23 protein-coding genes and 1 other RNA gene are annotated in these 23,482 nt (G+C 66.7%); 19 read left to right on the plus strand and 5 right to left on the minus strand.

Annotated elements, in window-relative coordinates:
- Positions 1–2: 2 nt before the first annotated feature.
- The 3 genes from moaB to FVF75_RS04840 all read left to right on the plus strand — a co-directional run bounded on the left by moaB (position 3) and on the right by FVF75_RS04840 (position 5,513).
- Complete coding sequence (gene moaB / locus FVF75_RS04830) at positions 3–545, plus strand: molybdenum cofactor biosynthesis protein B (protein WP_148376760.1); 543 nt, start codon at positions 3–5, stop codon at positions 543–545.
- A 104-nt stretch (positions 546–649) separates the two neighbouring features.
- A complete protein-coding gene (locus FVF75_RS04835; protein ID WP_148376762.1) occupies positions 650–2,122 on the plus strand; it encodes an efflux RND transporter periplasmic adaptor subunit in 1,473 nt (490 codons plus the stop codon).
- Between the two features lies 1 nt (position 2,123).
- The gene (locus FVF75_RS04840; protein WP_148376765.1) at positions 2,124–5,513 is read left to right on the plus strand and encodes an efflux RND transporter permease subunit; all 3,390 of its coding nucleotides are present in this window, start codon (positions 2,124–2,126) and stop codon (positions 5,511–5,513) included.
- On the opposite strand, the gene FVF75_RS04845 is transcribed toward FVF75_RS04840, so the two are convergent.
- Positions 5,510–6,316, minus strand: a complete 807-nt coding sequence (locus FVF75_RS04845; protein ID WP_148376767.1) for a protein-disulfide reductase DsbD domain-containing protein — start codon at positions 6,314–6,316, stop codon at positions 5,510–5,512. The genes FVF75_RS04840 and FVF75_RS04845 overlap by 4 nt on opposite strands.
- Positions 6,317–6,438: 122 nt before the next feature.
- Here FVF75_RS04845 and FVF75_RS04850 point away from each other — a divergent pair, with 122 nt between their 5' ends.
- Complete coding sequence (locus FVF75_RS04850) at positions 6,439–7,014, plus strand: YqgE/AlgH family protein (protein WP_148376770.1); 576 nt, start codon at positions 6,439–6,441, stop codon at positions 7,012–7,014.
- On the opposite strand, the gene FVF75_RS04855 is transcribed toward FVF75_RS04850, so the two are convergent.
- Positions 7,011–7,490 (minus strand): phosphatase domain-containing putative toxin, encoded by a 480-nt coding sequence (locus FVF75_RS04855; RefSeq protein ID WP_148376772.1) that lies wholly within the window; start codon positions 7,488–7,490, stop codon positions 7,011–7,013. The genes FVF75_RS04850 and FVF75_RS04855 overlap by 4 nt on opposite strands.
- A gap of 70 nt (positions 7,491–7,560) precedes the next feature.
- Between FVF75_RS04855 and FVF75_RS04860 the strand changes: the two genes are divergently transcribed.
- The 13 genes from FVF75_RS04860 to FVF75_RS04920 all read left to right on the plus strand — a co-directional run bounded on the left by FVF75_RS04860 (position 7,561) and on the right by FVF75_RS04920 (position 18,566).
- Positions 7,561–9,300, plus strand: a complete 1,740-nt coding sequence (locus FVF75_RS04860; RefSeq protein ID WP_148376774.1) for a DNA polymerase III subunit gamma/tau — start codon at positions 7,561–7,563, stop codon at positions 9,298–9,300.
- A gap of 78 nt (positions 9,301–9,378) precedes the next feature.
- Positions 9,379–9,726 (plus strand): YbaB/EbfC family nucleoid-associated protein, encoded by a 348-nt coding sequence (locus FVF75_RS04865; RefSeq protein WP_148376775.1) that lies wholly within the window; start codon positions 9,379–9,381, stop codon positions 9,724–9,726.
- 7 nt (positions 9,727–9,733) lie between these two features.
- Positions 9,734–10,330 carry a recombination mediator RecR gene (gene recR, locus FVF75_RS04870; protein WP_148376777.1) on the plus strand — a complete coding sequence of 199 codons (597 nt, stop codon included), beginning with the start codon at positions 9,734–9,736 and terminating at the stop codon, positions 10,328–10,330.
- Positions 10,331–10,394: 64 nt separating this feature from the next.
- Positions 10,395–11,324 carry an ABC transporter ATP-binding protein gene (locus tag FVF75_RS04875; protein WP_148376779.1) on the plus strand — a complete coding sequence of 310 codons (930 nt, stop codon included), beginning with the start codon at positions 10,395–10,397 and terminating at the stop codon, positions 11,322–11,324.
- Positions 11,321–12,082, plus strand: a complete 762-nt coding sequence (locus tag FVF75_RS04880; RefSeq protein WP_148376781.1) for an ABC transporter permease — start codon at positions 11,321–11,323, stop codon at positions 12,080–12,082. The genes FVF75_RS04875 and FVF75_RS04880 overlap by 4 nt, the downstream gene beginning before the upstream one ends.
- A gap of 73 nt (positions 12,083–12,155) precedes the next feature.
- Positions 12,156–12,953: a S49 family peptidase gene (locus tag FVF75_RS04885; RefSeq protein ID WP_148376783.1), complete on the plus strand. Its 798-nt coding sequence runs from the start codon at positions 12,156–12,158 to the stop codon at positions 12,951–12,953.
- Position 12,954: 1 nt separating this feature from the next.
- A complete protein-coding gene (locus FVF75_RS04890; RefSeq protein WP_174770097.1) occupies positions 12,955–13,122 on the plus strand; it encodes a hypothetical protein in 168 nt (55 codons plus the stop codon).
- A gap of 3 nt (positions 13,123–13,125) precedes the next feature.
- The gene (locus FVF75_RS04895; protein WP_148376787.1) at positions 13,126–14,157 is read left to right on the plus strand and encodes a calcium/sodium antiporter; all 1,032 of its coding nucleotides are present in this window, start codon (positions 13,126–13,128) and stop codon (positions 14,155–14,157) included.
- 2 nt (positions 14,158–14,159) lie between these two features.
- Complete coding sequence (locus tag FVF75_RS04900) at positions 14,160–14,942, plus strand: SDR family oxidoreductase (RefSeq protein WP_148376789.1); 783 nt, start codon at positions 14,160–14,162, stop codon at positions 14,940–14,942.
- A gap of 289 nt (positions 14,943–15,231) precedes the next feature.
- The gene (uvrC, locus tag FVF75_RS04905; protein WP_148376791.1) at positions 15,232–17,109 is read left to right on the plus strand and encodes an excinuclease ABC subunit UvrC; all 1,878 of its coding nucleotides are present in this window, start codon (positions 15,232–15,234) and stop codon (positions 17,107–17,109) included.
- 110 nt (positions 17,110–17,219) lie between these two features.
- Entirely contained in the window at positions 17,220–17,891 is a 672-nt protein-coding gene (pgsA, locus tag FVF75_RS04910) for a CDP-diacylglycerol--glycerol-3-phosphate 3-phosphatidyltransferase (RefSeq protein WP_148376793.1), read from the plus strand.
- Positions 17,884–18,132: a molybdopterin converting factor subunit 1 gene (moaD, locus tag FVF75_RS04915; RefSeq protein WP_148376795.1), complete on the plus strand. Its 249-nt coding sequence runs from the start codon at positions 17,884–17,886 to the stop codon at positions 18,130–18,132. Before pgsA ends, moaD begins: the two co-directional genes overlap by 8 nt.
- Positions 18,132–18,566 carry a molybdenum cofactor biosynthesis protein MoaE gene (locus FVF75_RS04920; RefSeq protein WP_148376797.1) on the plus strand — a complete coding sequence of 145 codons (435 nt, stop codon included), beginning with the start codon at positions 18,132–18,134 and terminating at the stop codon, positions 18,564–18,566. The genes moaD and FVF75_RS04920 overlap by 1 nt, the downstream gene beginning before the upstream one ends.
- A 28-nt stretch (positions 18,567–18,594) precedes the next feature.
- Here the strand turns inward: FVF75_RS04920 and rsgA are convergent, their stop codons facing one another.
- The 3 genes from rsgA to FVF75_RS04935 all read right to left on the minus strand — a co-directional run bounded on the left by rsgA (position 18,595) and on the right by FVF75_RS04935 (position 21,808).
- Positions 18,595–19,647: a ribosome small subunit-dependent GTPase A gene (gene rsgA, locus FVF75_RS04925; protein WP_148376799.1), complete on the minus strand. Its 1,053-nt coding sequence runs from the start codon at positions 19,645–19,647 to the stop codon at positions 18,595–18,597.
- Positions 19,648–19,792: 145 nt separating this feature from the next.
- Positions 19,793–19,889: signal recognition particle sRNA small type (ffs, locus tag FVF75_RS04930), an RNA gene on the minus strand.
- A 38-nt stretch (positions 19,890–19,927) separates the two neighbouring features.
- Positions 19,928–21,808 carry a metallophosphoesterase gene (locus tag FVF75_RS04935; RefSeq protein WP_187392978.1) on the minus strand — a complete coding sequence of 627 codons (1,881 nt, stop codon included), beginning with the start codon at positions 21,806–21,808 and terminating at the stop codon, positions 19,928–19,930.
- 175 nt (positions 21,809–21,983) lie between these two features.
- Between FVF75_RS04935 and nudC the strand changes: the two genes are divergently transcribed.
- Positions 21,984–22,961, plus strand: a complete 978-nt coding sequence (gene nudC / locus FVF75_RS04940) for an NAD(+) diphosphatase (RefSeq protein WP_148376803.1) — start codon at positions 21,984–21,986, stop codon at positions 22,959–22,961.
- A 49-nt stretch (positions 22,962–23,010) separates the two neighbouring features.
- Positions 23,011–23,481 (plus strand): SRPBCC family protein, encoded by a 471-nt coding sequence (locus tag FVF75_RS04945; protein ID WP_148376805.1) that lies wholly within the window; start codon positions 23,011–23,013, stop codon positions 23,479–23,481.
- Position 23,482: the final 1 nt, after the last annotated feature.

Here is a 23,482-nt window from a genome sequence, read left to right on the forward strand (position 1 = left end):
ACATGGGCAAGATCGACGAGACTCGGGATTTCATTCCCGTCCGCATTGCGGTGCTGACGGTCTCCGACAGCCGCACGCTGGCCGAGGATCGGTCCGGCGATACCCTCGTCGCGCGCCTGGAGGCGGCGGGGCACCTGCTGGCCGACCGCATGATCCTGCCCGATGAGCGCGGCCAGATCGCCGACCAGTTGCGCGCCTGGAGCCTCGATCCCGAGATCGACGTGATCATCTCGACCGGCGGCACCGGGCTGACCGGCCGCGATGTGACGGTCGAGGCCCACCGCGATGTCTACGAGAAGGAAATCGAGGCCTTCGCCACCGTCTTCACCATCGTCAGCATGAAAAAGATCGGCACCAGCGCCGTGCAGTCGCGCGCGACCGGCGGTGTCGCCAACGGCACCTACCTGTTCGCGTTGCCCGGGTCGACCGGGGCCTGCAAGGATGCCTGGGACGAGATCCTGCAATATCAGCTCGACTATCGCCACATGCCCTGCAACTTTGTCGAAATTTTTCCGCGTCTGGACGAACACAAGCGACGGAAATGATCCTCACGCCCGTTTGACCCCGTAACGGGTGCGCCTCTTTGCCAATTGCGCCGCTTGCGGCGGGGCGGCAAGGTTGGGTCGCGCGATACACGAGGGGCACGACGATGCGATTTTTCCGCCGCAGCCTGACCGGGCTTTTCCTGCTGGCCGTCACCGTTGCCGTGCTGGCGCTGGCCGGGCAGATGTTGCGCAGCGCGATCGAGGAGCGGATGGCGCGCGAAACCCGCTCGATGCCATCGCGCGAACGGGTGTTTGCCGTCAACGCGGTGACCATCACCCCCGAAGAGGTGGTGCCGATGCTCGAAGCGTTCGGCGAGGTGCGGTCGCGCCGGGCGCTGGAAATCCGGGTGCAGACGGGCGGACGTGTCATCGAACTGGCGGACGGGTTCGAAGAAGGCGGCAGGGTCGAGGCGGGCCAGATGCTGCTGCGCGTCGATCCGACCGATCTCGAGGATGCGCTGGCGCTGGCGCGGACCGATCTGGCCGAGGCCGAGGCGGAACGTGCGGACGCAAAGGCGGCGCTGGAGATCGCCCGCGACGACCTGGACAGTGCCGAGCGGCAGGCGGCGCTGCGCGAGCAGGCCCTGGCGCGGCAACGTGACCTGGCCGATCGCGGCGTGGTGACCGAGGCAACGGTCGAGGCGGCGGCGCTTCAGGCGGCGACGGCGGGGCAGGCGGTGCTGTCCAAACGCTCGGCGCTGGCCAATGCCGGTGCGCGGGTTGCGCAGGCCGAGAACACGCTGGCACGGCGCAAGATCGCGCTGGACGAGGCCGCGCGGCGGCTGGCGGAGACCGAGATCACCGCCGCCTATTCCGGCGTGTTGTCCGGGGTCAGCGTGGCCGAGGGCCGGGTGGTGACCGCCAACGAACAGATCGCGACGCTGATTGATCCCGATGCGCTCGAGGTCTCGTTCCGGGTCTCGACGGCGCAGTATGCGCGGCTGATCGACGAGGCCGGCAGCCTGATGAAGTCGGACGTGACCGCGCGGCTTGATGTTTCGGGCGTGGACCTGATCGCCGAGGGCCGGATCGACCGGGAAAGCGCCGAGGTCGGGGCGGGTCTGACCGGGCGGCTTCTGTTCGCGCGTCTGGATGGCGCGCGCGGGTTCCGGCCCGGCGATTTTGTCACCGTCGCGGTGCGCGAGCCGAAACTCACCGGCGTCGCGGTTCTGCCGGCAACGGCGGTGGATGCGGCCGGAACGGTGCTGGTGATCGGTGAGGGCGAGCGGCTGGAGGTCGCGCCGGTCGAGATACTGCGGCGGCAGGGCGACAACGTTCTGGTGCGCGCACCCGATCTTCATGGCCGCGCGGTGGTGGCCGAACGCTCGCCGGTTCTGGGCGCGGGCATTCGCGTGCGCATCCTGAAGCGGGGGCCGGACGAGGCCGGGGCGGCAGCCCCGCCCGCCGAACCCGAGATGATCGCGCTGGACGATGATCGCCGGGCGCGGCTGATCGCTTTTGTCGAAAGTAACCAGTCGATGCCCGCCGACGCCAAGGAACGTATCCTGACCCAGTTGCGCGCCCCCGAGGTGCCAGCCGAGACCATCGAGCGGCTCGAACGCCGGATGGGGGGCTGAGATGGCAACGCACCCCCGCGACATGGCTGGCGGCATCCTCAGTTATTTCACCCGCCACCGCACCGCGGCCAACCTGCTGTTGGTGGTGCTGATCGCGGTCGGGCTGTTCAGCCTGCCCAGAATGCGGGCGCAGTTCTTTCCCGATATCGTCATCGACAGCGTGACGGTCTCAGTCGGCTGGCAGGGCGCCGGGGCCGAGGACGTGGACCGCGCCATCGTGCAGGTGCTGGAGCCCGCGCTTCTGGCCGTCGAAGGGGTCGAATCGACCAGCGCACGCTCGTCCGAGGGATCTGCGCGCATCCGGCTTGAGTTCGAGCCGGACTGGGACATGGCGCGCGCCGCCGACGATGTGCAGGCGGCGGTCGACGCGGTCGCGACCCTGCCCTCGGATGCCGACGACCCCAACGTGCGGCGCGGCAACTGGCGCGATCCGGTGACCGATGTGGTCATCACCGGCCCGGTCGGGATCGACCAGTTGGCTCGGTTCGGCGACGAAATGATCGCGCGGCTGTTTGCCGTCGGGGTGACGCGGACCTCGATCCAGGGCGTCGTGGCGCCCGAGACGGTGGTGGAGGTCACGTCGGCCTCGCTGGTGCGCAACGATGTCAGCCTGTCCGAGATCGCCGCCGCGATTGCCGAAGAGGCCGCCACCGCGCCCGCCGGCGATGTCTCGTCGGGGGCCGCGAGGGTGCGCACCGGGGTCGAGAAGCGCAGCGTCGAGGATATTGCCTCGGTGGTGCTGCGCTCGAACCCGGATGGCTCCAAGCTGACGGTGGGCGATGTTGCAGAGGTGCGCGTCGAGGGCATCGACCGCAACGCGGCCTATTTCGTCGGCACCGACCCGGCGGTCACCATTTCGGTCAGCCGCTCGGCGCAGGGCGATGCCATCTCGATGCAGGCAAGCGTCGAGGAGGTGGCCGCCGCGATGCTGCCGACCCTGCCCGAAGGCGTGGCCATCGACCTGATCCGCACCCGTGCCGAAGTGATCACCGGGCGGCTGCAGATCCTGCTTCAGAACGGGCTGCTGGGGCTTGGGCTGGTGCTGGTCCTGTTGTTTCTGTTTCTCAACAGCCGCACCGCCTTCTGGGTGGCCGCCGGCATTCCGGTGTCGATGCTGACGGCGATCACGCTGATGTACATGGCCGGGCTGACCTTCAACATGATCTCGATCTTCGCGCTGATCATCACGCTGGGGATCGTGGTGGACGATGCCATCGTGGTGGGCGAGCACGCCGATTTCCGGGCAAGGCGGCGCGGCGAAGACCCGACCACCGCCGCCGAGAACGCCGCCCGCAAGATGTTTCCGCCGGTGTTTTCCGCCACCCTGACCACGATCATCGCGTTCTTCGGCCTGACCGCGATCAGCGGGCGGTTCGGCGAGATGATCGCCGATATCCCCTTTACCGTGATCGCGGTGCTGGGCGCGTCGCTGGTGGAATGTTTCGTGATCCTGCCCAACCACATGCGCCACGCGCTGGTGCATTCGGCGCGCGACCATTGGTATGACTGGCCGTCGCGGCAGGTGAACAAGGGCTTTCGGGTGGTGCGCGACGGGCTTTTCCGCCCGTTGATCGGCTGGGTGATCCGGCTGCGTTACCCGGTCCTGGCGGGCGCGCTGCTGCTGCTGGCCAGCCAGGTTGTGCTGTTCATCCGGGGCGACGTGCAGTTTCGCTTTTTCGACGCGCCGGAGCAGGGCACCGTCACCGCCAACTACGCGATGGCGCCGGGTGCGACCAGGGACGATACGCTGGAGATGATGCGGCTTTTGCAGGCTGCCATCGACGACTACGGCGATGCGCTGGCCGCCGAGGGGGGTATCGACCCCATCGACTATGTGCTGGCGCAGGTCGGCGGCTCGGCCGGGCGCGGTCTGGCTTCGGCCGAGGGCAAGTCGGCGGAACTTCTTGGCGCGGTCAGCATCGAGTTGATCGACGCCGACGCCCGGCCGATGTCGTCCTTCGCCTTCGTGTCCGGCCTGCAGGACCGGGTGCCGAAACATCCCATGCTCGAGGAACTCAGTTTCCGGGGCGGCCGCTTCGGCCCCGGCGGCGATGCGCTGGATGTCGAGTTGACGGGCGCCGACGCCGAGGTGCTCAAGGCGGCGGCGGAAGATCTCAAGACAGCCGTGGGCCGCTATCCCGAGGTGTCGGCGGTCGAGGACAGCCTGGCCTATGACAAGGAAGAGCTTGTGCTGGAACTGACGCCGCAAGGGCAGGCGCTGGGCTTCACCATCGACACGCTGGGCCGGGTGCTGCGCGACCGGCTGAACGGGATCGAGGCGGCGACATTCCCCGACGGGATGCGCTCGTCCGCGATCCGGGTCGAACTGCCGCCGGACGAGTTGACCGCCGATTTCCTCGACCGCACACGGATGCGCACCAATGCGGGGCAATACGTCAGCCTTGCCGATATCGTCACCGTCACGTCGCGCACCGGGTTTTCCACCGTGGTGCGCGAGAACGGCCAGCGCGTCGTGTCGGTGACCGGCGACATCGACGAAAGCAATCCCGACCGCGCCGCCGAGATCCAGCGGGCGCTGGAGACCGACATCCTGCCGACCCTGGCCGAGGAGCACGGCATTTCCTACCGCATCTCGGGGCTGTCAGAACAGCAGGACACCTTCCTGTCGGATGCACGCCTTGGCCTGATCCTGACGCTGATCGGCATCTTCCTGACGCTGGCCTGGATCTTTTCAAGCTGGACCCGCCCCATCGTGGTTATGGCGATCATCCCCTTCGGTTTGATCGGTGCGATCTGGGGGCACAATGTCTGGGGGGTGCCGATGTCGATGTTCTCGATTGTCGGGCTGATCGGCATGGTGGGGATCATCATCAACGATTCCATCGTGCTGGTCGCCACGATCGACGAATATGGCCGCGACCGGGGCGTGATCCCGGCAATCATCGACGCGGTGGCCGACCGTCTGCGCCCGGTGTTCCTGACCACCGCGACGACCGTGCTGGGGCTGGCGCCCCTGCTCTATGAGCCGTCGAGCCAGGCGCAGTTCCTCAAGCCGACCGTGGTGACACTGGTGTTCGGGCTGGGGTTCGGCTTTTTCCTCGTGCTCCTGATCGTGCCGGCCATTGTCGCGGTGCAGGAGGACGTGGGCAAGCAGGTCCGGGCCCTGCGCCGCCTGCTGCGCGGCGGCCATCGGCGCGCACGCGGTGCGGCGGTTGCGCTGGGCGGGCTGGCGGTGCTGATCGCGGCGCTGTTCGTGGCGACGATGGGCTGGGTGCTGGCGTTCGGTGCCTTGCCCGGCGGGCTGTTTCCCGGCGGCACCCCGATCCTGATCGCGACGGCGGTGTTTGTCACGGGCAGTGCGCTGATCCTGGTGCTGGCGTGGCTGGTGGCGGCGGTGGTGCACCTGGTTGTCCGGCGACGGCTGGTCTAGGGCGCGGGATCGCAACCCCGGATATCGACCGCGCGCCCGGCGGCCAGAACCGTCAGACGCAGGCTTTGCGTGTCGAGGTCGAAGGGCTTGCCCGCAGCCGGCACAAGATCGACCGAGGCCGAGAGAATCCCGCCATCGCGCCCGGTGATCGCTTCCGAGGCCCATGTTTCGGGGTTGGCGGGTTCGATCACCACGTGCTCATCGTCGCCGAGGCGGGGCAGATCGAGACTGGCGATGACGCGCACGCCATCGGCAATCGGCGCGACCGCGCAGCGCGCGGCGACCAGCCCGGCCTCATCCGCGCTGTCGGGCTGACGCGCCAGCGCCAGGGTGATGCGGCTGTCCTCGCCGCCACCTGTCGGTAACGCGCCGGTGAACGAGGCATCGAACGGCACGCAGATCTCGTGGCAGACGCCCATGCGCACCTCGGCCACCAGTCCCACCGGGGCGGCGGGATCGAGCGGGATCACCTCCATCGGGATCACGACCTCGTCGCTGTAGACCAGCGTGGTCATGCCGTTGGTGTGCATCACCTCGGGCACCGGCCAGTGAAACCGCACCTCGGCCAGGTTTTCCGACCCGGCCCAGTCGAACATCGGCGGAATCCCGGCCTCGCCCGGTGCGCGCCAGTAGGTCTTCCAGCCGTCCGCAAGGGTGATCCTGAGCGCGGCCATGTGATGCCCGCCGTCCTCGCGCCAGCCCGGCAACACCTCGAGCACGGCAGGCGTGCCGATCGGCGCGTCGGCATGCGCGGGGGTCGCCAACAGCGCGGCGGAAAGGATGGCGGTCAGGCTGCGGATCATGCGATCCGATATAGACCAGGTTCGCGCCAGGGGAAGTCACATTCGCGCCAGACGGGCGGTGGGGCGCCGAGCGCGCCGTGTCGCACTTGCAAAACCGCAACGCGCGGGCACATCTATTGGTCATGACCCGGACCGACACGCCCGATGACCTGAGCGGCAAGCTCCTGATCGCCATGCCCGGCATGGGCGATCCGCGTTTTTCGAACGCGGTTGTGCTGATCTGCGCCCAGTCCGACGAGGGCGCAATGGGGATCATCATCAACAAGCGGGTGCCCGATCTGTCGCTCGACGATCTGCTGGAACAACTCGAGATCGACCGTGGCGCGGGCAGCGCCGGGGTCGGTGTGTTCTTTGGCGGTCCGGTCGAAGGCGGGCGCGGTTTCGTGCTGCATTCGGCGGACTATGACGGAAACCCCTCGACCCTGCGGGTCGACGACAAGATCGCGATGACCGCGACCAAGGATATCCTGGTCGATATTGCCAGGGGCAGCGGCCCCGCCGAAGTGCTTCCGGCGCTGGGCTATTCCGGCTGGGGGCCGGGGCAGCTTGAAGGTGAATTGCAGCAAAACGCCTGGCTGATGGTCGACGCCGACGCCGCCATCGTGTTCGACCCGGACGACAGCGGCAAATGGGCACGGTCGCTGCGCAAGCTCGGGATCGACCCCTCGATGCTCTCCTCCGGCGGCGGAAGGGCCTAACGGGGTGCTGCCTCGCACGCCCAGCGAAACTGTGCATCGGTTTCCACCGCGCAGGGGCGTGCGGCACGCAGACGATTGAGCGCCGGATAGGGCGCCTCTCCCGCTTCGATCATCAGCCGCAGTGCCACCGCACCGGACCGCCCGCACCCGGCATAGCATTGCACCAGCACCCGCCCGCCCGCCTCAAGCACGCGGTGCAAACGGTCGGACACGTCATCCCATTCCGCCATGAATGCCGCCCCCGGTGCGCCCATGTCGGGGACCGGCAGGTGAACGTGGCCAATGCCCCTGCGGGACAGATCGCTTAGGTAGGGGCCGTGAAGCTCCGCGTCTTCCGACAGCACCAGCACCACGTCCGGTCGCCAACCGAGCGCCGCCGCGACGTCGCCGGAATAGAAACTGCCGCCGCCGGGAATCGGGCAGAGGCCGACGACGCCCGCCGCCAGGGTCAGTTCCGTTATCTGAAATCCGGCCATGATGCCTCCGGCGGTGGACGCGCAGCCCGGCACGGACTAGGTTTGCCCGGCAACCAGCGCAGGGGAAATCATGTCCGAATCCGGCCCGCAAGCCTATCAGGTTCTGGCGCGCAAATACCGCCCGGAAACCTTTGCCGACCTTGTCGGGCAGGATGCGATGGTGCGCACCCTGAAAAACGCCTTCGAATCGGACCGGATCGCGCAGGCCTTCATCATGACCGGCATTCGCGGCGTCGGAAAGACAACCACCGCGCGGATCATTGCCAAGGGGATGAATTGTATCGGCGCCGATGGCACCGGCGGGCCGACGGTCGAGCCATGCGGCACGTGCGAGCATTGCGTGGCGATCTCCGAGGGCCGGCATGTCGACGTGATGGAGATGGACGCGGCCTCGCGCACGGGCGTCGGGGACATCCGCGAGTTGATCGACAGCGTGCATTACCGGGCGGCCTCGGCGCGCTACAAGATCTACATCATCGACGAAGTGCACATGCTGTCGAAAAGCGCCTTCAACGCGCTGTTGAAGACGCTCGAGGAACCGCCGGCGCATGTGAAATTCATCTTTGCCACCACCGAGATCCGGCAGGTGCCGGTGACCGTGCTGTCGCGCTGCCAGCGTTTCGATCTGCGCCGGATCGAACCCGAGGACATGATCGCGCTGCTGCGCCGGGTCGCCGATGCGGAAGGTGCCGGGATCACCGACGAGGCGCTGGCGCTGATCACCCGCGCCGCCGAAGGCTCGGCCCGCGATGCGCAGAGCCTTCTGGATCAGGCGATTTCGCATGGCGCGGGCGAGACCACCGCCGATCAGGTGCGCGCGATGCTGGGGCTGGCCGACCGGGGCCGGGTGATGGACCTGTTCGACATGATCCTCAAGGGCGACGCCGCCGGAGCGCTGTCGGAACTGTCGGCGCAATATGCCGATGGCGCCGATCCGATGGTGGTGCTGCGCGATCTGGCCGAGGTCAGCCACTGGATCAGCGTCGTCAAGATCACCCCCGAGGCGGTCGAAGACCCGACCATCAGCCCGGACGAACGCACCCGCGGGCAGGCGCTGGCGGGGGCGGTGCCGCTTCGGGTGCTCAGCCGGATGTGGCAGATGCTGCTCAAGGCGCTTGAAGAGGTGGCTCTGGCCCCCAACGCGATGATGGCGGCCGAAATGGCGGTGATCCGGCTGACCCATGTGGCCGACCTGCCTTCGCCGGAAGACCTGGTGCGCCGCTTGCAGGACAGCCCGCCGCCACCCGCACCCGGCGGTGGCGGGAGCGCACCGGCCGGCAACGGCGCGAACGGGACTTCGGCGCGCGGCGGCAATGGTGGCGGGGCATCGGGAGGCGGCGTCACCGCGCTGGCGGTGCAGGAAGAAACCGCGCTGGCCCGGTTCATGCAGTTCGACGACGTGGTCGGCCTGATCCGCGCCAACCGCGACGTGCAATTGCTGATCGAGGTCGAAACCGGCCTGCGGCTGGCGGCCTATCAACCGGGGCGGATCGAATTCACCCCGACCGAAAAGGCACCCAGCGACCTGGCGACGCGGCTTGCCCAGCGTTTGCAGGGCTGGACCGGCGTGCGCTGGGGCGTCACGCTGGTGAACGGCTGCACCGCGCCCACCATCGCCGAAATCCGCGATGCCGAACGGCTGGAGCTTGAGCGTGCGGCGATGGAGCACCCTATGGTCAAGGCGGTCTTCGCGGCGTTTCCGAAGGCGGAAATCACCGCCATCCGAACCCCCGACGACATCGCCGCCCGGGCCGCCCAGGAGGCCCTGCCCGAGGTCGAGGACGAATGGGACCCGTTCGAGGAAGAGTGACGCGAACCGGGCGCACCCTTGTGGCCACGGTCCGCCAACCGTATCTAGCACCCGAAACCACCCCGATGGGAGAGATTTATGATCAAGGGATTGGGCAATCTCGGCGACATGGCCAAGATGATGAAGGCCGCGCAGGAGATGCAGACGAAGATGACCGAGGCGCAGGCGGCGCTGGACACGATCATCGTGACCGGCGAAAGCGGTGCCGGACTGGTCAAGGCCGCCGCCACGGCCAAGGGCGAGTTGACCGGGCTGGACATCGACCCGTCGATCTTTGACCCGAACGAGAAAGAGGTCGTCGAGGACCTGATCCTCGCCGCGATCAAGGACGCGCAGGCCAAGGCCAGCGCGCGGATGGAAAGCGAGATGGCCAAGATCACCGAGGGGCTGGGCCTGCCCGCCGGCATGAAAAACCCGTTCGGCTGACCCCGGCATGACGACCGCCCCGCGCGAGATCGAAGAGCTGATCGAGCTGATGGCCAAGCTGCCCGGCCTCGGCCCGCGCTCGGCCCGGCGCGCGGTGCTTTACCTGATCCGCAAGCGCGGCATCCTTCTGCACCCGCTGGCCGACGCGATGCACGCGGTCGCCGCGACGGCGCGAGAATGCATCACTTGCGGCAATGTCACCACCACCGAGGTGTGCGAGATCTGTTCATCGCAAAAGCGCGCCATCGGCGAGATCTGCGTCGTCGAGGATGTCGCCGATCTCTGGGCGATGGAGCGCGCGGGCATGTTCAAGGGCCGCTATCACGTCCTCGGCGGCACGCTGTCGGCGCTCGATGCCATCGGCCCCGACGATCTGCGCATCCCCCGTCTGGTGCGGCGGGTGGCGGATGAGGGCATCACCGAAGTGATCCTTGCGCTCAACGCCACCATCGACGGCCAGACCACCGCGCATTACATCGCCGAGGAACTGGAGGGCCGTTGCGCCGTCACCTCGCTGGCGCAAGGCGTGCCGGTCGGGGGTGAACTGGATTACCTCGACGACGGCACCATTTCCGCCGCGCTCAGGGCACGCAAGGCACTGTGATCCACCGGCACTGGTAGCGCTCGCGGAAATCCACTAGAGAACCCCGACTGACAGGGAGAATGACGTGGCATCCATGGTATCGGTGCAGGGTCTGAGCAAGATCTATGACGACGGTTTCAAAGCCCTCGATTCGGTCGACCTCGAAATCGAGGAAGGCGAGGTGCTGGCGCTTCTTGGGCCGAACGGCGCCGGCAAGACGACGCTGATCTCGGCGATCTGCGGCATCGCAACGGCGACCAGCGGCACGGTCACCGTGGGCGGGCATGACAACGTGCGCGACTTTCGCGCCGCGCGCAGCATGATCGGGCTGGTGCCGCAGGAACTGACCATCGAGAACTTCGAGACCGTCTTCAACACGGTGCGCTTCACCCGTGGCCTGTTCGGCAAGCCGCGTGACGATGCCTATCTGGAAAAGCTGCTGCGCCAGCTCACCCTGTGGGACAAGAAGGACAACCGCCTTCTGACCCTCTCGGGCGGCATGAAGCGCCGTGTGATGATCGCCAAGGCACTGAGCCACGAGCCGCGCGTCCTGTTCCTCGATGAGCCGACCGCGGGCGTCGATGTCGAACTGCGCAAGGAGATGTGGGACGTGATGCGCGACCTCAAGGGCTCGGGCGTCACCATCATCCTGACCACCCATTACATCGAAGAGGCCGAGGCGATGGCCGACCGGGTGGCGGTGATCAACAAGGGCGAGATCCTGCTGGTTCAGGACAAGGCCGAACTGATGAAGCAGATGGGCAAGAAGACCCTGACCGTCGATCTGGATGCGCCGGTCGACAGCCTGCCCGACAGCCTCGCGCAACGCGGCGTCGAACTGGGCGCGGACCGCAAGAGCCTGATCTACACCTATGACACCGCCGCCAGGAAAACCGGCATTACCGACCTTCTGGCCGATATCCGCAAGGCGGGGCTGCACCTGACCGATGTGCACACGAAACAAAGCTCGCTCGAAGATATCTTCGTCGGGCTGGTGACGGAGGACGCAGCATGAATTTCCAGGCGATCCGCGCGATCTATATCTTCGAAATGAACCGCACCTTCCGCACCATCTGGCAGTCGATCGTGTCGCCGGTGGTCTCGACCTCGCTCTACTTCGTGGTATTCGGCGCCGCCATCGGCAGCCGCATCCAGGAGGTCGAGGGCGTAAGCTACGGCGCCTTCATCGTGCCCGGGCTGATGATGCTGACGGTGCTGATGCAATCGGTCTCGAACGCAGGCTTCGGCATCTTCTTTCCCAAGTTCACCGGCACGATCTACGAAATCCTGTCGGCCCCGATCAGCGTGCTCGAGATCATCATCGGCTATGTCGGGGCAGCGGCGACCAAGGCGCTGATGATCGGGCTGATCATCCTGGGCACCGCCACGTTTTTCGTCGACCTTGAAATCCAGCACCCGTTCTGGATGATCGGGTTCCTCGTCATCACCTGTTTCAGCTTCGCGATGCTGGGGTTCATCCTCGGCATCTGGGCCAACAATTTCGAACAGCTTCAACTTGTGCCGATGCTTCTGATCACGCCGCTGGTGTTTCTCGGCGGCTCTTTTTACTCGGTCAGCATGCTGCCGGAGGCCTGGCAGAAGGTGGCGATGTTCAACCCGGTGCTCTACCTGATCTCGGGATTTCGCTGGGCGTTCTTCGGCATGGCCGACGTGCCGGTCGGCTGGTCGCTCGCCGCCATTGGCGTGTTCTGCGCGATCTGCGTGGTGGCGATCTGGACGATCTTCAGGACGGGCTGGCGGCTTCGGGCGTGACGCGGTGCAACAGGCGCGGGGAAAGCGTGCGCGCACCTTGTGGTCGCCGGATGGGGGTTCTACATCAGGCGCTATGAAACGCTGGATCCCTTTCGTGCCGTCCGACCCCATGGTCGCGGTCATTCGCCTGCACGGCACCATCTCGACCGGCGCGCGCGGTCAGCTTAACGACATCACGCTGGCGCCGCAGATCGAAAAAGCCTTCCGGCGCGGCAAACCCAAGGCGGTTGCACTGTCGATCAACTCGCCGGGCGGCTCGCCGGTGCAGTCGTCGCTGATTGCCGCGCGCATCCGCCGCCTGGCCGACGAAAAGGAAATCCCGGTCTTTGCCTTCGTCGAGGACGCGGCCGCCTCCGGTGGCTACTGGCTGGCCTGCGCGGGAGACCGGATCTTTGCCGACCGAAGCTCGATCATCGGCTCGATCGGGGTGGTGATGGCCTATTTCGGCTTTCAGGATTTCATTCGAAAATACGGGATCGAGCGGCGCATCCACACGGCCGGCGACAACAAGTCACAACTCGATCCGTTTCGTCCCGAAGATCCCGAGGATGTCGCGCGGATCACGGCGATCAGCAACGATATCCACAAGACCTTCATCGACCACGTCCGAACCGCGCGCGGCGACCGTCTGGCCGAGGATGAGCGGCTGTTCAACGGCGAATTCTGGACGGCCGACACCGCGCGGGACCTTGGCCTGATCGACGGGATCGGCCACCTGGTGCCGGTGATGAAGGCCGAATACGGTGACAAGGTGCGGTTTGCCGTCTATGGCCCGCGCAAATCGCTGTTCCAGAGGTTTGGCGCGCGGGTCGCGCTCGATGCGCTCGACGCCGTCGAGGAACGTGCGCACTGGGCACGGCTCGGGCTTTGACATGATTTTCAAGATCATCACCGGCTTTCTGGTCTTTCTTGTCGTGCTGGCACTGTTCGGGCGGTTTCGGTTCCCGGGGCAGGACCGGCTGGCCAATGCCACCTGTCCGAAATGCGGCCGCTACCGTATCGGCAAGGGCCCATGCCCGTGCGAGAAGAAGAAAGGCTGATCCTTGGACTTCTTCTACGCGACCCTCGGCCTCGTGATCCTGTTGCTTGCCGGTGACAGCCTGGTGCGCGGCGCGGTGAACCTGTCGCTGCGCCTGGGCGTGCCGGCGTTGATCGTATCCCTTACGGTCGTGGCCTTCGGCACTTCGGCGCCGGAGCTCCTGATCGGCATCAAGGCCGTCCTCGACAAGGTGCCAGGACTTGCGATGGGCAACGTGGTCGGGTCCAACACCGCGAACGTGCTGCTGGTGCTGGGGGTGCCTGCCCTGATCACCGGGCTTCACACCGCCGATTGCGACACGCGGCGCAACTATCTCTCGATGCTGGCGGCGACCGTGCTGTTCATGGTGCTGGCGACCGGCGGGGTGTTCGGCTTCTGGCAGGGGCTGACTCTTCTGGCCGGGCTCGGGCTGATGCTGACCTCGGCCTTCCAGGAGGCTCTGAGCCATCGCCGCAAGCTGGCCACCGAACGACGGGCCGCGCTGGAGGCGGCGGGTGCCATCGTCGACCCCGAGGCGCTCGAGGCCGAGGCAGAAGCCGAAGCCGAAGCCGAGGAAGAAGGCGAGGTCGAAGGTGCCGACCCGGACATGCCCTGGGCCAAGGTGATCCTGTTCCTGGTGCTCGGCATGATCGGGCTGCCGCTGGGCGCCGATATCCTTGTAGATGCCTCGACCAGCATCGCGCGCGATTTCGGCATGTCCGAGACCGTGATCGGGCTGACGCTGGTGGCGCTGGGCACCTCGCTGCCGGAACTGGCCACGACGGTGATGGCGGCGATGCGCCGACAGGCCGACGTGGCGTTGGGCAACGTGATCGGGTCGAACATGTTCAACCTGCTCGCGATCATCGGCATTTCCGCGCTGGTCGGGCCGATCCCGGTCGAACCCGGGATGCTGCGCTTTGACCTGTGGGTGATGCTGGCATCGTCGCTTCTGTTGGCGCCTTTCGTGTTCCGGGGCTGGCACATGGGGCGAAGCTGGGGCATCGTCTTTTGCGGGCTGTATCTGGTCTACGTGGTGGTGTTGTTGGGAGGCTGATGATGGGCAAGCGTGCCTTGGTGACCGGCGCGGGGGCGCGGCTGGGGCAGGCGATGGCGATCTGCCTTGCCGGGCGAGGCCACGACGTTGCCGTGCATTATGCCGGGTCCGAAGACGGTGCCGCCGAAACGGTGCGGCTGTGCCGGGCCAAGGGCGTGCGCGCCGTGGCGCTGCAGGCCGATCTGCTGGACATGGCAGCAACTGAGGCGCTGGTGCCGCGCGCCGTCGAGGCTCTGGGCGGGCCGCTGTCGGTGCTGGTCAACAACGCCTCGGTGTTCGAATACGACACCCTCGCCAGCGCCACGCCCGAAAGCTGGGACAGGCACCTGAACTCGAACCTGCGCGCGCCGCTGTTTCTGACCCAGGCCTTCGCGGCACAGGCGCCCGGCGCCACCACCGACGACAACGGCGAGCCGCTGGCCCAGGCGCTGGTGGTCAACATGATCGACCAGCGGGTGCACAAGCTGACACCGGAATTCATGACCTACACGCTGGCCAAGATGGGGCTGTGGGCGCTGACCCGCACCGCCGCGCAGGCGCTGGCCCCCGACATCCGGGTCAACGCGATCGGCCCGGGGCCGACCCTGATCGGCGCCCGCCAGAGCGAGGCGCATTTCGCCCTCCAACGCGCCAACACGGTGCTGGGGCGGGGCGCGAACCCGCAGGACGTGACCGGCGCGCTGGCCTATTTCCTGGATGCCACCGCGGTCACCGGGCAATTGCTCTCGGTCGATGGCGGGCAGCATCTGGGCTGGCGAACGCCGGATGTTGTCGGCGTCGAATAGCCTGCCTTGCGACAACTTGTGCACTTGAGCCAAAACTTGCCTATTTCCCACCAACTTCTCGCAATGAATTCATTAGTTTACCAATTGGCAATCTTTTTTTAGAGAAAAAACAACAACTTGGTGGCCTGCCTAAAAATTAGGCACGGCTACGAAGCCAGCCGTTTGCAAAGGGAAATCCGGGGTCGATAAAACCTGTCCCCGGAGTTATCCACAGAATCTGTGGGCATGTTTCCTCTTGTGCGCGGCGCGTTAAGATTGCAGCGAGACCGGGAATCAGCGGACGGGCAGGATGAGCGACGGCAGCAACAGCACCGAGGCGGCACCGGCTCTGCGCGGCCACGCGTTGATTGCCGATGAAGTCAAGCGGCTGGACAACTCGCCGGGTGTCTACCGGATGCTCGACGACAAGGGGCGGGTGCTCTACGTCGGCAAGGCAAAGAGCCTGAAAAAGCGTGTCTCGAACTATGCCAAGCCGACCGGGCATTCCGCCCGGATCGCACGGATGATCTCGCAGACCGCCGGCATGATGTTCCTGACCACGCGGTCGGAAACCGAGGCGCTGCTGCTGGAACAGAACCTGATCAAGCAACTCAAACCGCATTTCAACGTGCTGTTGCGCGATGACAAGTCGTTCCCGAACATCCTGGTCACCGACCACGCATACCCGCAGATCGCAAAGCACCGGGGCGCGAAAAAGGCTAAGGGCGCCTATTTCGGCCCCTTCGCCAGCGCCGATGCGGTGAACCGGACGTTGAACCAGTTGCAGAAGGTGTTTCTGCTGCGCAACTGCTCGGACGCGATGTTCGACAGCCGCACGCGGCCCTGCCTGCTCTACCAGATCAAGCGCTGCTCGGCCCCCTGCGTCGGCAAGATCAGCGAGGCCGACTATGCCGGGCTGGTGCGCGATGCCGAGCGTTTCCTGTCCGGGCGCACCACCAAGGTGCAGGAAGATCTTGCCGAACAGATGCAGGCGGCCAGCGAGGCGATGGAGTTCGAGCGCGCGGCGGCGCTGCGCGACCGTATCCGCGCGCTGACGCAGGTGCAGTCGAGCCAGGGCATCAATCCGCGCGGCGTGACCGAGGCCGACGTGATCGCGCTGCACATGGAAGGTGGGCAGGCCTGCGTTCAGGTCTTTTTCATCCGCGCCAACCAGAGCTGGGGCAACCGCGATTTCTTTCCGCGCACCGGGGCCGGGGCGGGCGAGGCCGAGGTGTTGCAGGCATTCGTCGGGCAGTTCTACGACCAGAAACAGCCGCCGCGAATGATCCTGCTCAGCCACCCGATCGAAGACCCCGAACTGATGGCCCTGGCCCTGACGGAGAAAGCCGGGCGCAAGGTCGAGCTTGCGGTGCCCTTGCGCGGGGAAAAGGCCGAGCTGGTCGCGAACGCCGCCCGAAACGCCCGCGAAAGCCTGGGCCGGAAGATGGCCGAGACCGCGACGCAGGCGAAACTGCTGGACGGTCTGGCCGAGGCCTTCGGGCTGGAGGGGCCGCCGGGCCGGATCGAGGTCTATGACAACTCGCACATCCAGGGCGCGCATGCGGTCGGGGCGATGATTGTGGCGGGGCCGGACGGCTACATGAAAAGCCAGTATCGCAAGTTCAACATCAAGGACGAGACACTGACCCCCGGCGACGATTTCGCGATGATGGCAGAGGTTCTGACGCGCCGTTTCAAGCGGCTGCTGAAAGAAGACCCGGACCGCGAGACCGAGGCCTGGCCGGACCTGTTGCTGATCGACGGTGGCGCCGGTCAGGTCAGCGCCGTCAACCGGATCATGGAGGATCTGGGGGTCGAGGACATCGCCATGATCGGTGTCGCCAAGGGCGTCGACCGCGACGCCGGCAAGGAGGAATTCCACCGCATCGGCAAGCGCCCGATAGCCCTGCGGCGCAACGATCCGGTGCTCTATTTCATCCAGCGCCTGCGCGACGAGGCGCACCGTTTCGCCATCGGCACGCACCGCGCCAAGCGGGCCAAGGCGGTGGGGGCGACGCCGCTCGACGATATTCCCGGCGTCGGCGCAACGCGAAAGCGCGCGCTCTTGATGCATTTCGGATCGGCCAAGGCGGTGGGGCGGGCCTCGCTTGCCGACCTTCAGGCGGTGCCTGGTATTTCTGCGGCGATGGCGGAGACGATCCATGGTTTCCTGAATGAAAAGGGCTGAGGGGGCCGAACGACGGAACCGGGGCGCGGCTGCGTTGAAATGGCGTCGGGTGCGCGGGACGGATCGCCGCATGGCTTTCCCCGACTGACCAGACCGGCTATGGATCAGCAATGAAGTGGACGCTGCCAAATATCCTGACTATCGCCCGGCTGATCGCGGTGCCGATCCTGCCGATCATGTTCCTGTTCTTTGCCCGGCCCTGGGCGGACTGGTATGCGATGGTGCTGTTCATCATCGCCGCGACCACCGACTATATCGACGGCTACCTTGCCCGCGCGTGGAAGCTGGAAACGCTGTTCGGCGCGGCGATGGACCCGATTGCCGACAAGGCGCTGGTGATCATCGCGCTTCTGGTCATCAACGGCTATTCCGGTCTGACGCCCTGGATCCTGCTGCCCTCGGCCCTGATCATCTACCGCGAGATTTTCGTGTCCGGCCTGCGCGAGACACTGGGCGCAAAGGCGCGGGCGCTGAAGGTCACCAACCTGGCCAAGTGGAAAACCACCGCCCAGATGGTGGCGATCACGCTGATCTTTGCAAAAGGGCTGTTCGAACATTACGTGGTGATGCAGACCTTCGGCATGGACGACGCGATGATCGGTGCGGTCCTGTCGGGCGACGAGATCGACCATTTCGGGCTGCGCTGGAAGGCGGCGGCGATGACTTGGTCGGGCAATGCCGGCATCATCCTGCTGTGGGGGGCCGCGGTTCTGACCGTGGTGACCGGGTGGGACTATTTCCGCAAGTCCATGCCGTTTCTGAAGGAGAGGCCTGATGCTTGATGTTCTCTATTTCGCCTGGGTGCGCGAACGTATCGGCGAGCCGCGCGAGACGGTCGAGACCGGGGCGACAACCGTGGCCGGGCTGGTCGATGAGTTGAAGGCGCGCGAAGAGCGCTACGCGCTGGCCTTCTCGGACCTTTCCGCGCTGCGCGTGGCGGTCGACCAGGAACTTGCCGATTTCGACGCGCCGCTGGCAGGTGCACGCGAAGTCGCGTTCTTCCCGCCGATGACGGGCGGCTGATGCGTATCCGGGTGCAAGAGGAGCCGTTCGATCCGGGGGCCGAACTAGACGGATTCGGCGCCGGGGCAGATGTTGGCGCGGTGGTCAGTTTCACGGGCATGGTGCGCGGTGACGGCGGCCTGAGCCGGATGGAGATCGAGCATTATCCCGGCATGACCGAAAAGGCGATTGCCGCGATCGCGGGCGAGGCGGTGGCGCGCTGGAATCTCGCCGATTGCCTTGTCATCCACCGTCACGGGCCGATGCGGCCCGGCGAGCGGATCATGATGGTCGCCACCGCCAGCCGCCATCGGGCGTCGGCCTTCGAGGCGGCGGAATTCCTGATGGATTACCTTAAGTCGCGCGCGCCCTTCTGGAAAAAGGAATACGGGGCCGATGGCGCCGAATGGGTGGCGGCGCGCGACGAGGACGAGGACGCGCTGGGCCGCTGGTAGCCGTGCGCGGTGCTTCGGCCTTTCCGCCTCACTCCCGATAGCGCGGTTTGGCCCGCTTGATCTCTTTCACGATCTTGCCGAACCGTTTGCCCCGCGCATTCGCCTGCGCCAGGCTTTCGGAATGGCGAGCCTCTTCCAGTTTGAGCTTTTGCCAGCGCGCCAGCCGGTCCGGGTCCAGGTCGCCGGCCTCGATCGCCGCCTGAACCGCGCACCCCGGCTCGGTGTCGTGCTGGCAGTCGGTGAAGCGGCAGCCAGCGGCCAGTTCCGCGACATCGGCAAACACCGCGTCGATGCCTTCCTCGACACCCGCCAGCCGAACCGCCCGCATCCCCGGCGTGTCGATCAGCCAGCCGCCATCCTTCAGCCGGTGAAAACTGCGCGCGGTGGTGGTGTGGCGGCCCTTGGCGTCGTCGTCGCGGATGTCCTGCGTGACGATGTCATCGCCGGTCAGCGTTGCCGCCAGCGTCGATTTCCCGACCCCGGACGACCCCAGCAGGGCCACGGTCTGCACCGGCCCGCACCAATCGGCCAGTTGCGCCGCCGCATCGCTATCGCGCGCATCAAGCGCCACGACCGGCACCGACGGGGCCAGATCGCGCAGGGCGTCGAGATAGGGGTCGAGGTCGTCGCACAGGTCGGCCTTGGTCATGACGAAAACCGGCTGCACCCCGGCTGCCAGCGCCAGCGCCAGGAACCGCTCCAGCCGCGCCGGGTTGAAATCCTCGTTGAAGGACGAGGTGATGAACAGGGTGTCGACATTGGCCGCGATCAACTGGTCGCGCACATCGGTCCCGGCGGCGCGGCGATGCAGCAGCGATTTGCGGTCAAGCACCCGGTCGATGCGATCCGCCTCTGGGTCGCTTGCGGTGTCGGCCAGCACCCAGTCGCCCACCGCGACCTCGCCGGTGGTCAGGCCGGGTGGCAACAGCAGGGTGCGCGGCCCGTCCTCGCCCAGCGCCTCTACCCGGTCGCGATGAACGGAGGTTAGGCGGACCGGGGTCAGGCGGCCGATTTCGTCGATGTCGAGCTGACGCAGGAATTCCGCGTTCCAGCCAAGCTCTTTCAGGTTTGGATATGTCAAGGAAGTGCCCTTGTGTGAACCACGTTGCGCCTTTGGCGCCGGATCAGGGGGCGGATTGCCCCGGTTCTATGCGACAGGCATCAACACTCCACTTGGTCGCCTTGCATCGCAAGGCACATTCGCACCTCGCTGCGCGAGGCACTCAGGTGAGAGGCTGGACAACGACCCAAGCGGGGCTCGTTACGGCTGCTTCCTTCCGGATCTGACCGGGTTGGCGAGGCGCTTGCCCGCGCCAACCTCTCGATCCGCGATATAATGCGGCAGACGCGCCGTTGCAAGTTCAGAGCGTGACCCGAAAGCGCTGAAACCCGTCGGCGCCGATCGGGCCGTGCGCGAGGTTGGGGAGGGGTGCGTCCCCGACGATCCCGGCAGCCTTCGGTGCCGATAGCACCTCGATTCGCGCGCCAAGCGGGGCCGTCAGGCGCCACGTGGCCAAGGGCGCGTGGTCATAGGGCCCCTCGGCGGTCAGCCATTCCGCGATCACGTCGCGCATCGGTGTCTCGGGCGAGATGACGACCTGTTCGGGGTTGAACCCCGGATACAGGCCGCTGCGGTTCAGGCGAAAGGAATTGGTGACCAGCACCGCGCGCGCGCCGGGGGCCAGCGCCAGTCCGCTGACCCTCCGCGCCGAAGGGTCGGCCAGACGGCCGTCGGGCGCGAAGCGTGCCGGTTGGCCCAGGTTGATCCGGTAGTCCACCCCGGCAACCCCTTCGGCGGCATAGGCCGGCAGGGCGGGGTGCATCAGGCGGGTGGTCTTGCCGGGGGCGGCGCGGTTGAACACCGAGGCGGCGCGCTCCAGCCATTCCGCCAGCGCGGCGCCGGTCAGGACCACGGCGCTCAGCGTGTTGGGATAGGGATACAATTCGGCCAGCCCTGCGCGGGTGATCGGCCCGGCGGGGAGGTCGGTGAAAAGGCCCGGCCCGGCCAGCCCGCCGCATTTGAACGGCGCGGCGGATGCAAGGATCGGAAGTCCGGCCAGCGGGGTTCCGGCCAGCGCCCGGGCGGCGAACCAGGCCGATGCGCGTTGCACCACGTCGACAGCCGGCGCGGGGGCCAGCGTGGCGAAATAGCTGTGCAGCCGATGGCGGCTTGCGCCGACCGGTTGGCGCAGGGTGTCGCGCGTCCTCGCATGGGCGCGCTGCAGGGAACGGGCGATGTCCGGCGCGGGTGTGGGCGGCCCGTCCCCGGTGCGTGTGACCGAGCGGACATGCGCGCTCGACCGTGCAACCTGCCACTGGCCCGGCGCCGTTTCGGTCAAACGCAGGTCGATCACCCCGAGGTGCGACCCCCAGAAGCCCGGCGAGACCACCGGAGTCCCGTGAATTTTCCCCCGCTGGGTATCGGCAGCACCAGACGGGGCGCGCGGGTCGGGAAAAACGCCATGGTCGTGCCCGGCAATGATCGCGTCGATCCCCGCGACCCCGGCCAGCGGCACCACCGCGTTTTCCATGCCGGGCCGATGCGTCGCCGCACCGATGCCGGAATGCGCCAGCACGATGACCAGGTCGGCCTCCATCGCGCGCAGGTATGGCACCATCTGGCGAGCGGTCTCGACGATGTCGCGCACCTCGTGGTCGGTATCGGCCAGCCCGGGCAGTTGGCCCGGCGGCAGAAACCCGAGCACCCCGACACAGATGTCGCGGCTGACACCCCCCGGCCCGGTGAGCTTGCGCCGCAGCAGGGCGAACGGCGCCGCGAAAGCCATCGCCGGGCGGTCGGCGGCGGTGTTGAGCGTGAGGTTCGAGCACACCACCGGAAACGGCGCCTTGCGCAGAACCTCGCCGAGAAAGCCGGTGCCGTGGTCGAAATCATGGTTGCCCAACGTCACCGCGTCGTAATCCAGCGCCCGCATCGCCGCGATGATTGGATGCACCCCGCGCATCGGGTCCGCACCGTTCGCCTGCGCCAGCACGTCACCGACCGGCGAGCCGTGCAGGAAATCGCCGTTGTCCAGAAGAAGCGTGTTCGCCGCCTCGGCGCGGGCCTGGTGGATCAGTCGCGCGGTATGGGCGAATCCCTGCCGGGGCGAGGGCGTGTCGGCGACGTAGTCATAGGGCAGGATGTTCATGTGCAGATCGGTCGTTGCCAGAATGCGCAACCCGATCTCGTCGTTGACCGGCTGGACGGCGCCGGCCGGCAGGGAAAGGAATGGGCGGCTCATCCGCGCGAACATCCTTGTGAACAGCCAGAAAACGCTAACCAGCGGAAAAACCGATTTCCAGTTAAGGGCGTGATGCTCGGCAATAAAACACCTTCAAGATGTATAAAGGTCACGCCCCCTTCGCATGGCGGGGACAATCGGGGTAGGCTCTGCGAAAACAGCGCATGAGGCTTTCATGGACATCGCGGACAACGTGACCTTCGGTGGCGGCGGGCTGGACCGGCAGGCGCATCGGCGCGGGGAAAGCGGGTTGATCCTGACCGACCCGGCGACGCGGATGCTGGGGTTCTGGCGCGGCCGGCCCCTGATCACCGGCGACCGCACCTCGGGACGTGCTGCGCCCGTGCTGCTGCCGTCCGATCACGCCTTGTTCGCCCATGCCTCCGAGTTGCGGGTGTTTCTTGGCGGGGCGACCGGGCAGTCGCTGTTTGCCGCCGATCTGTCCGGGTGGGAGCCTGCCGACCGGGTCGCAGCCGACCTTGGCCCCGGACGCGCCGGCGACGATGTGCCGGCGCCGCCCTTGCCCGATCTGCCGGAGGACGCGCGCTTTGCCGACATGCGCGGATTGCTTGCCGTGCTCGACCCGCTGGGGGCCGAGATCGCGGCGACCGCCAAGGGCATCCTGGAATGGCACCGGGGGCATCGGTTCTGCGCCAATTGCGGCGCCCCGACCGCACCGATAGCCGGCGGCTGGCAACGCGGCTGCCCCGAGTGCGGCCGGCCGCATTTCCCGCGCACCGATCCGGTGGTGATCATGCTGGTGACGCATGGCAATTCCCTGCTGCTCGGCCGCTCGCCGGGCTGGCCCGAGGGGATGTATTCGCTGCTGGCGGGTTTCATGGAGCCGGGCGAGACCATCTCGATGGCGGTGCGCCGCGAGGTGGCCGAGGAAACCGGCGTGCCGGTAACCGCGGTCAAACCGCTGGCCAGCCAGCCCTGGCCCTGGCCGACGACCCTGATGATCGGGTGCACGGCAGAGGCGGTCGGGCGCGACATCACGCTGGACCCGACCGAGCTCGAGGACGCGATCTGGGTCACGCGCGAGGATCTGGCGGAGATTTTCGCGGCCCGGCATCCGGTCATCCGCCCGGCCCGAAAAGGCGCCATCGCGCATTTCCTGATGCAGTTGTGGCTTGCGGACCGGCTGGAATGAGGCAAGACTCGCGCCCGAAAACCAAGAACCGGAACGGGGAGCGGCTGGCATGAAAATCGCGACGCGCGAGGACATCGCAGCGCCGATAGAGGTGGTATTCGCGCAGCTTGCGGATTTCGACGGATACGAACGCGCGGCGCTCCGGCGCGGGGCCGAGGTCACCCGGACGGACGACCTGAGCGTGCCGGGGATCGGCATGTCGTGGAATGCCGCTTTCGATTACCGGGGCAAGGAACGCAAGGTCAGGATCGAGCTGACCGACTATGACCCGCCGAACGCGATGATCCTGGCGACCCACAGCACCGGGGCCGATATCGTGATCGTGATCGACCTTGTCGCGATGTCGAAAACCCGCACCCGGATGAACCTGTCGGTCGACACCCGCCCCCGGTCGCTGCCGGCCAAGGTGTTCGTCCAGTCGCTGAAACTGGCGCGTTCAAGCGTGCTGAAACGGTTTCGCAAGCGGGTGGCCGATTTCGCGGGCGACCTCGAGGACCGGTGCAAGCGCCGGATGGCCTGAC

The sequence above is a fragment of the Maritimibacter fusiformis genome (assembly GCF_008086115.1).
GTDB classification, from domain to species: domain Bacteria; phylum Pseudomonadota; class Alphaproteobacteria; order Rhodobacterales; family Rhodobacteraceae; genus Muriiphilus; species Muriiphilus fusiformis.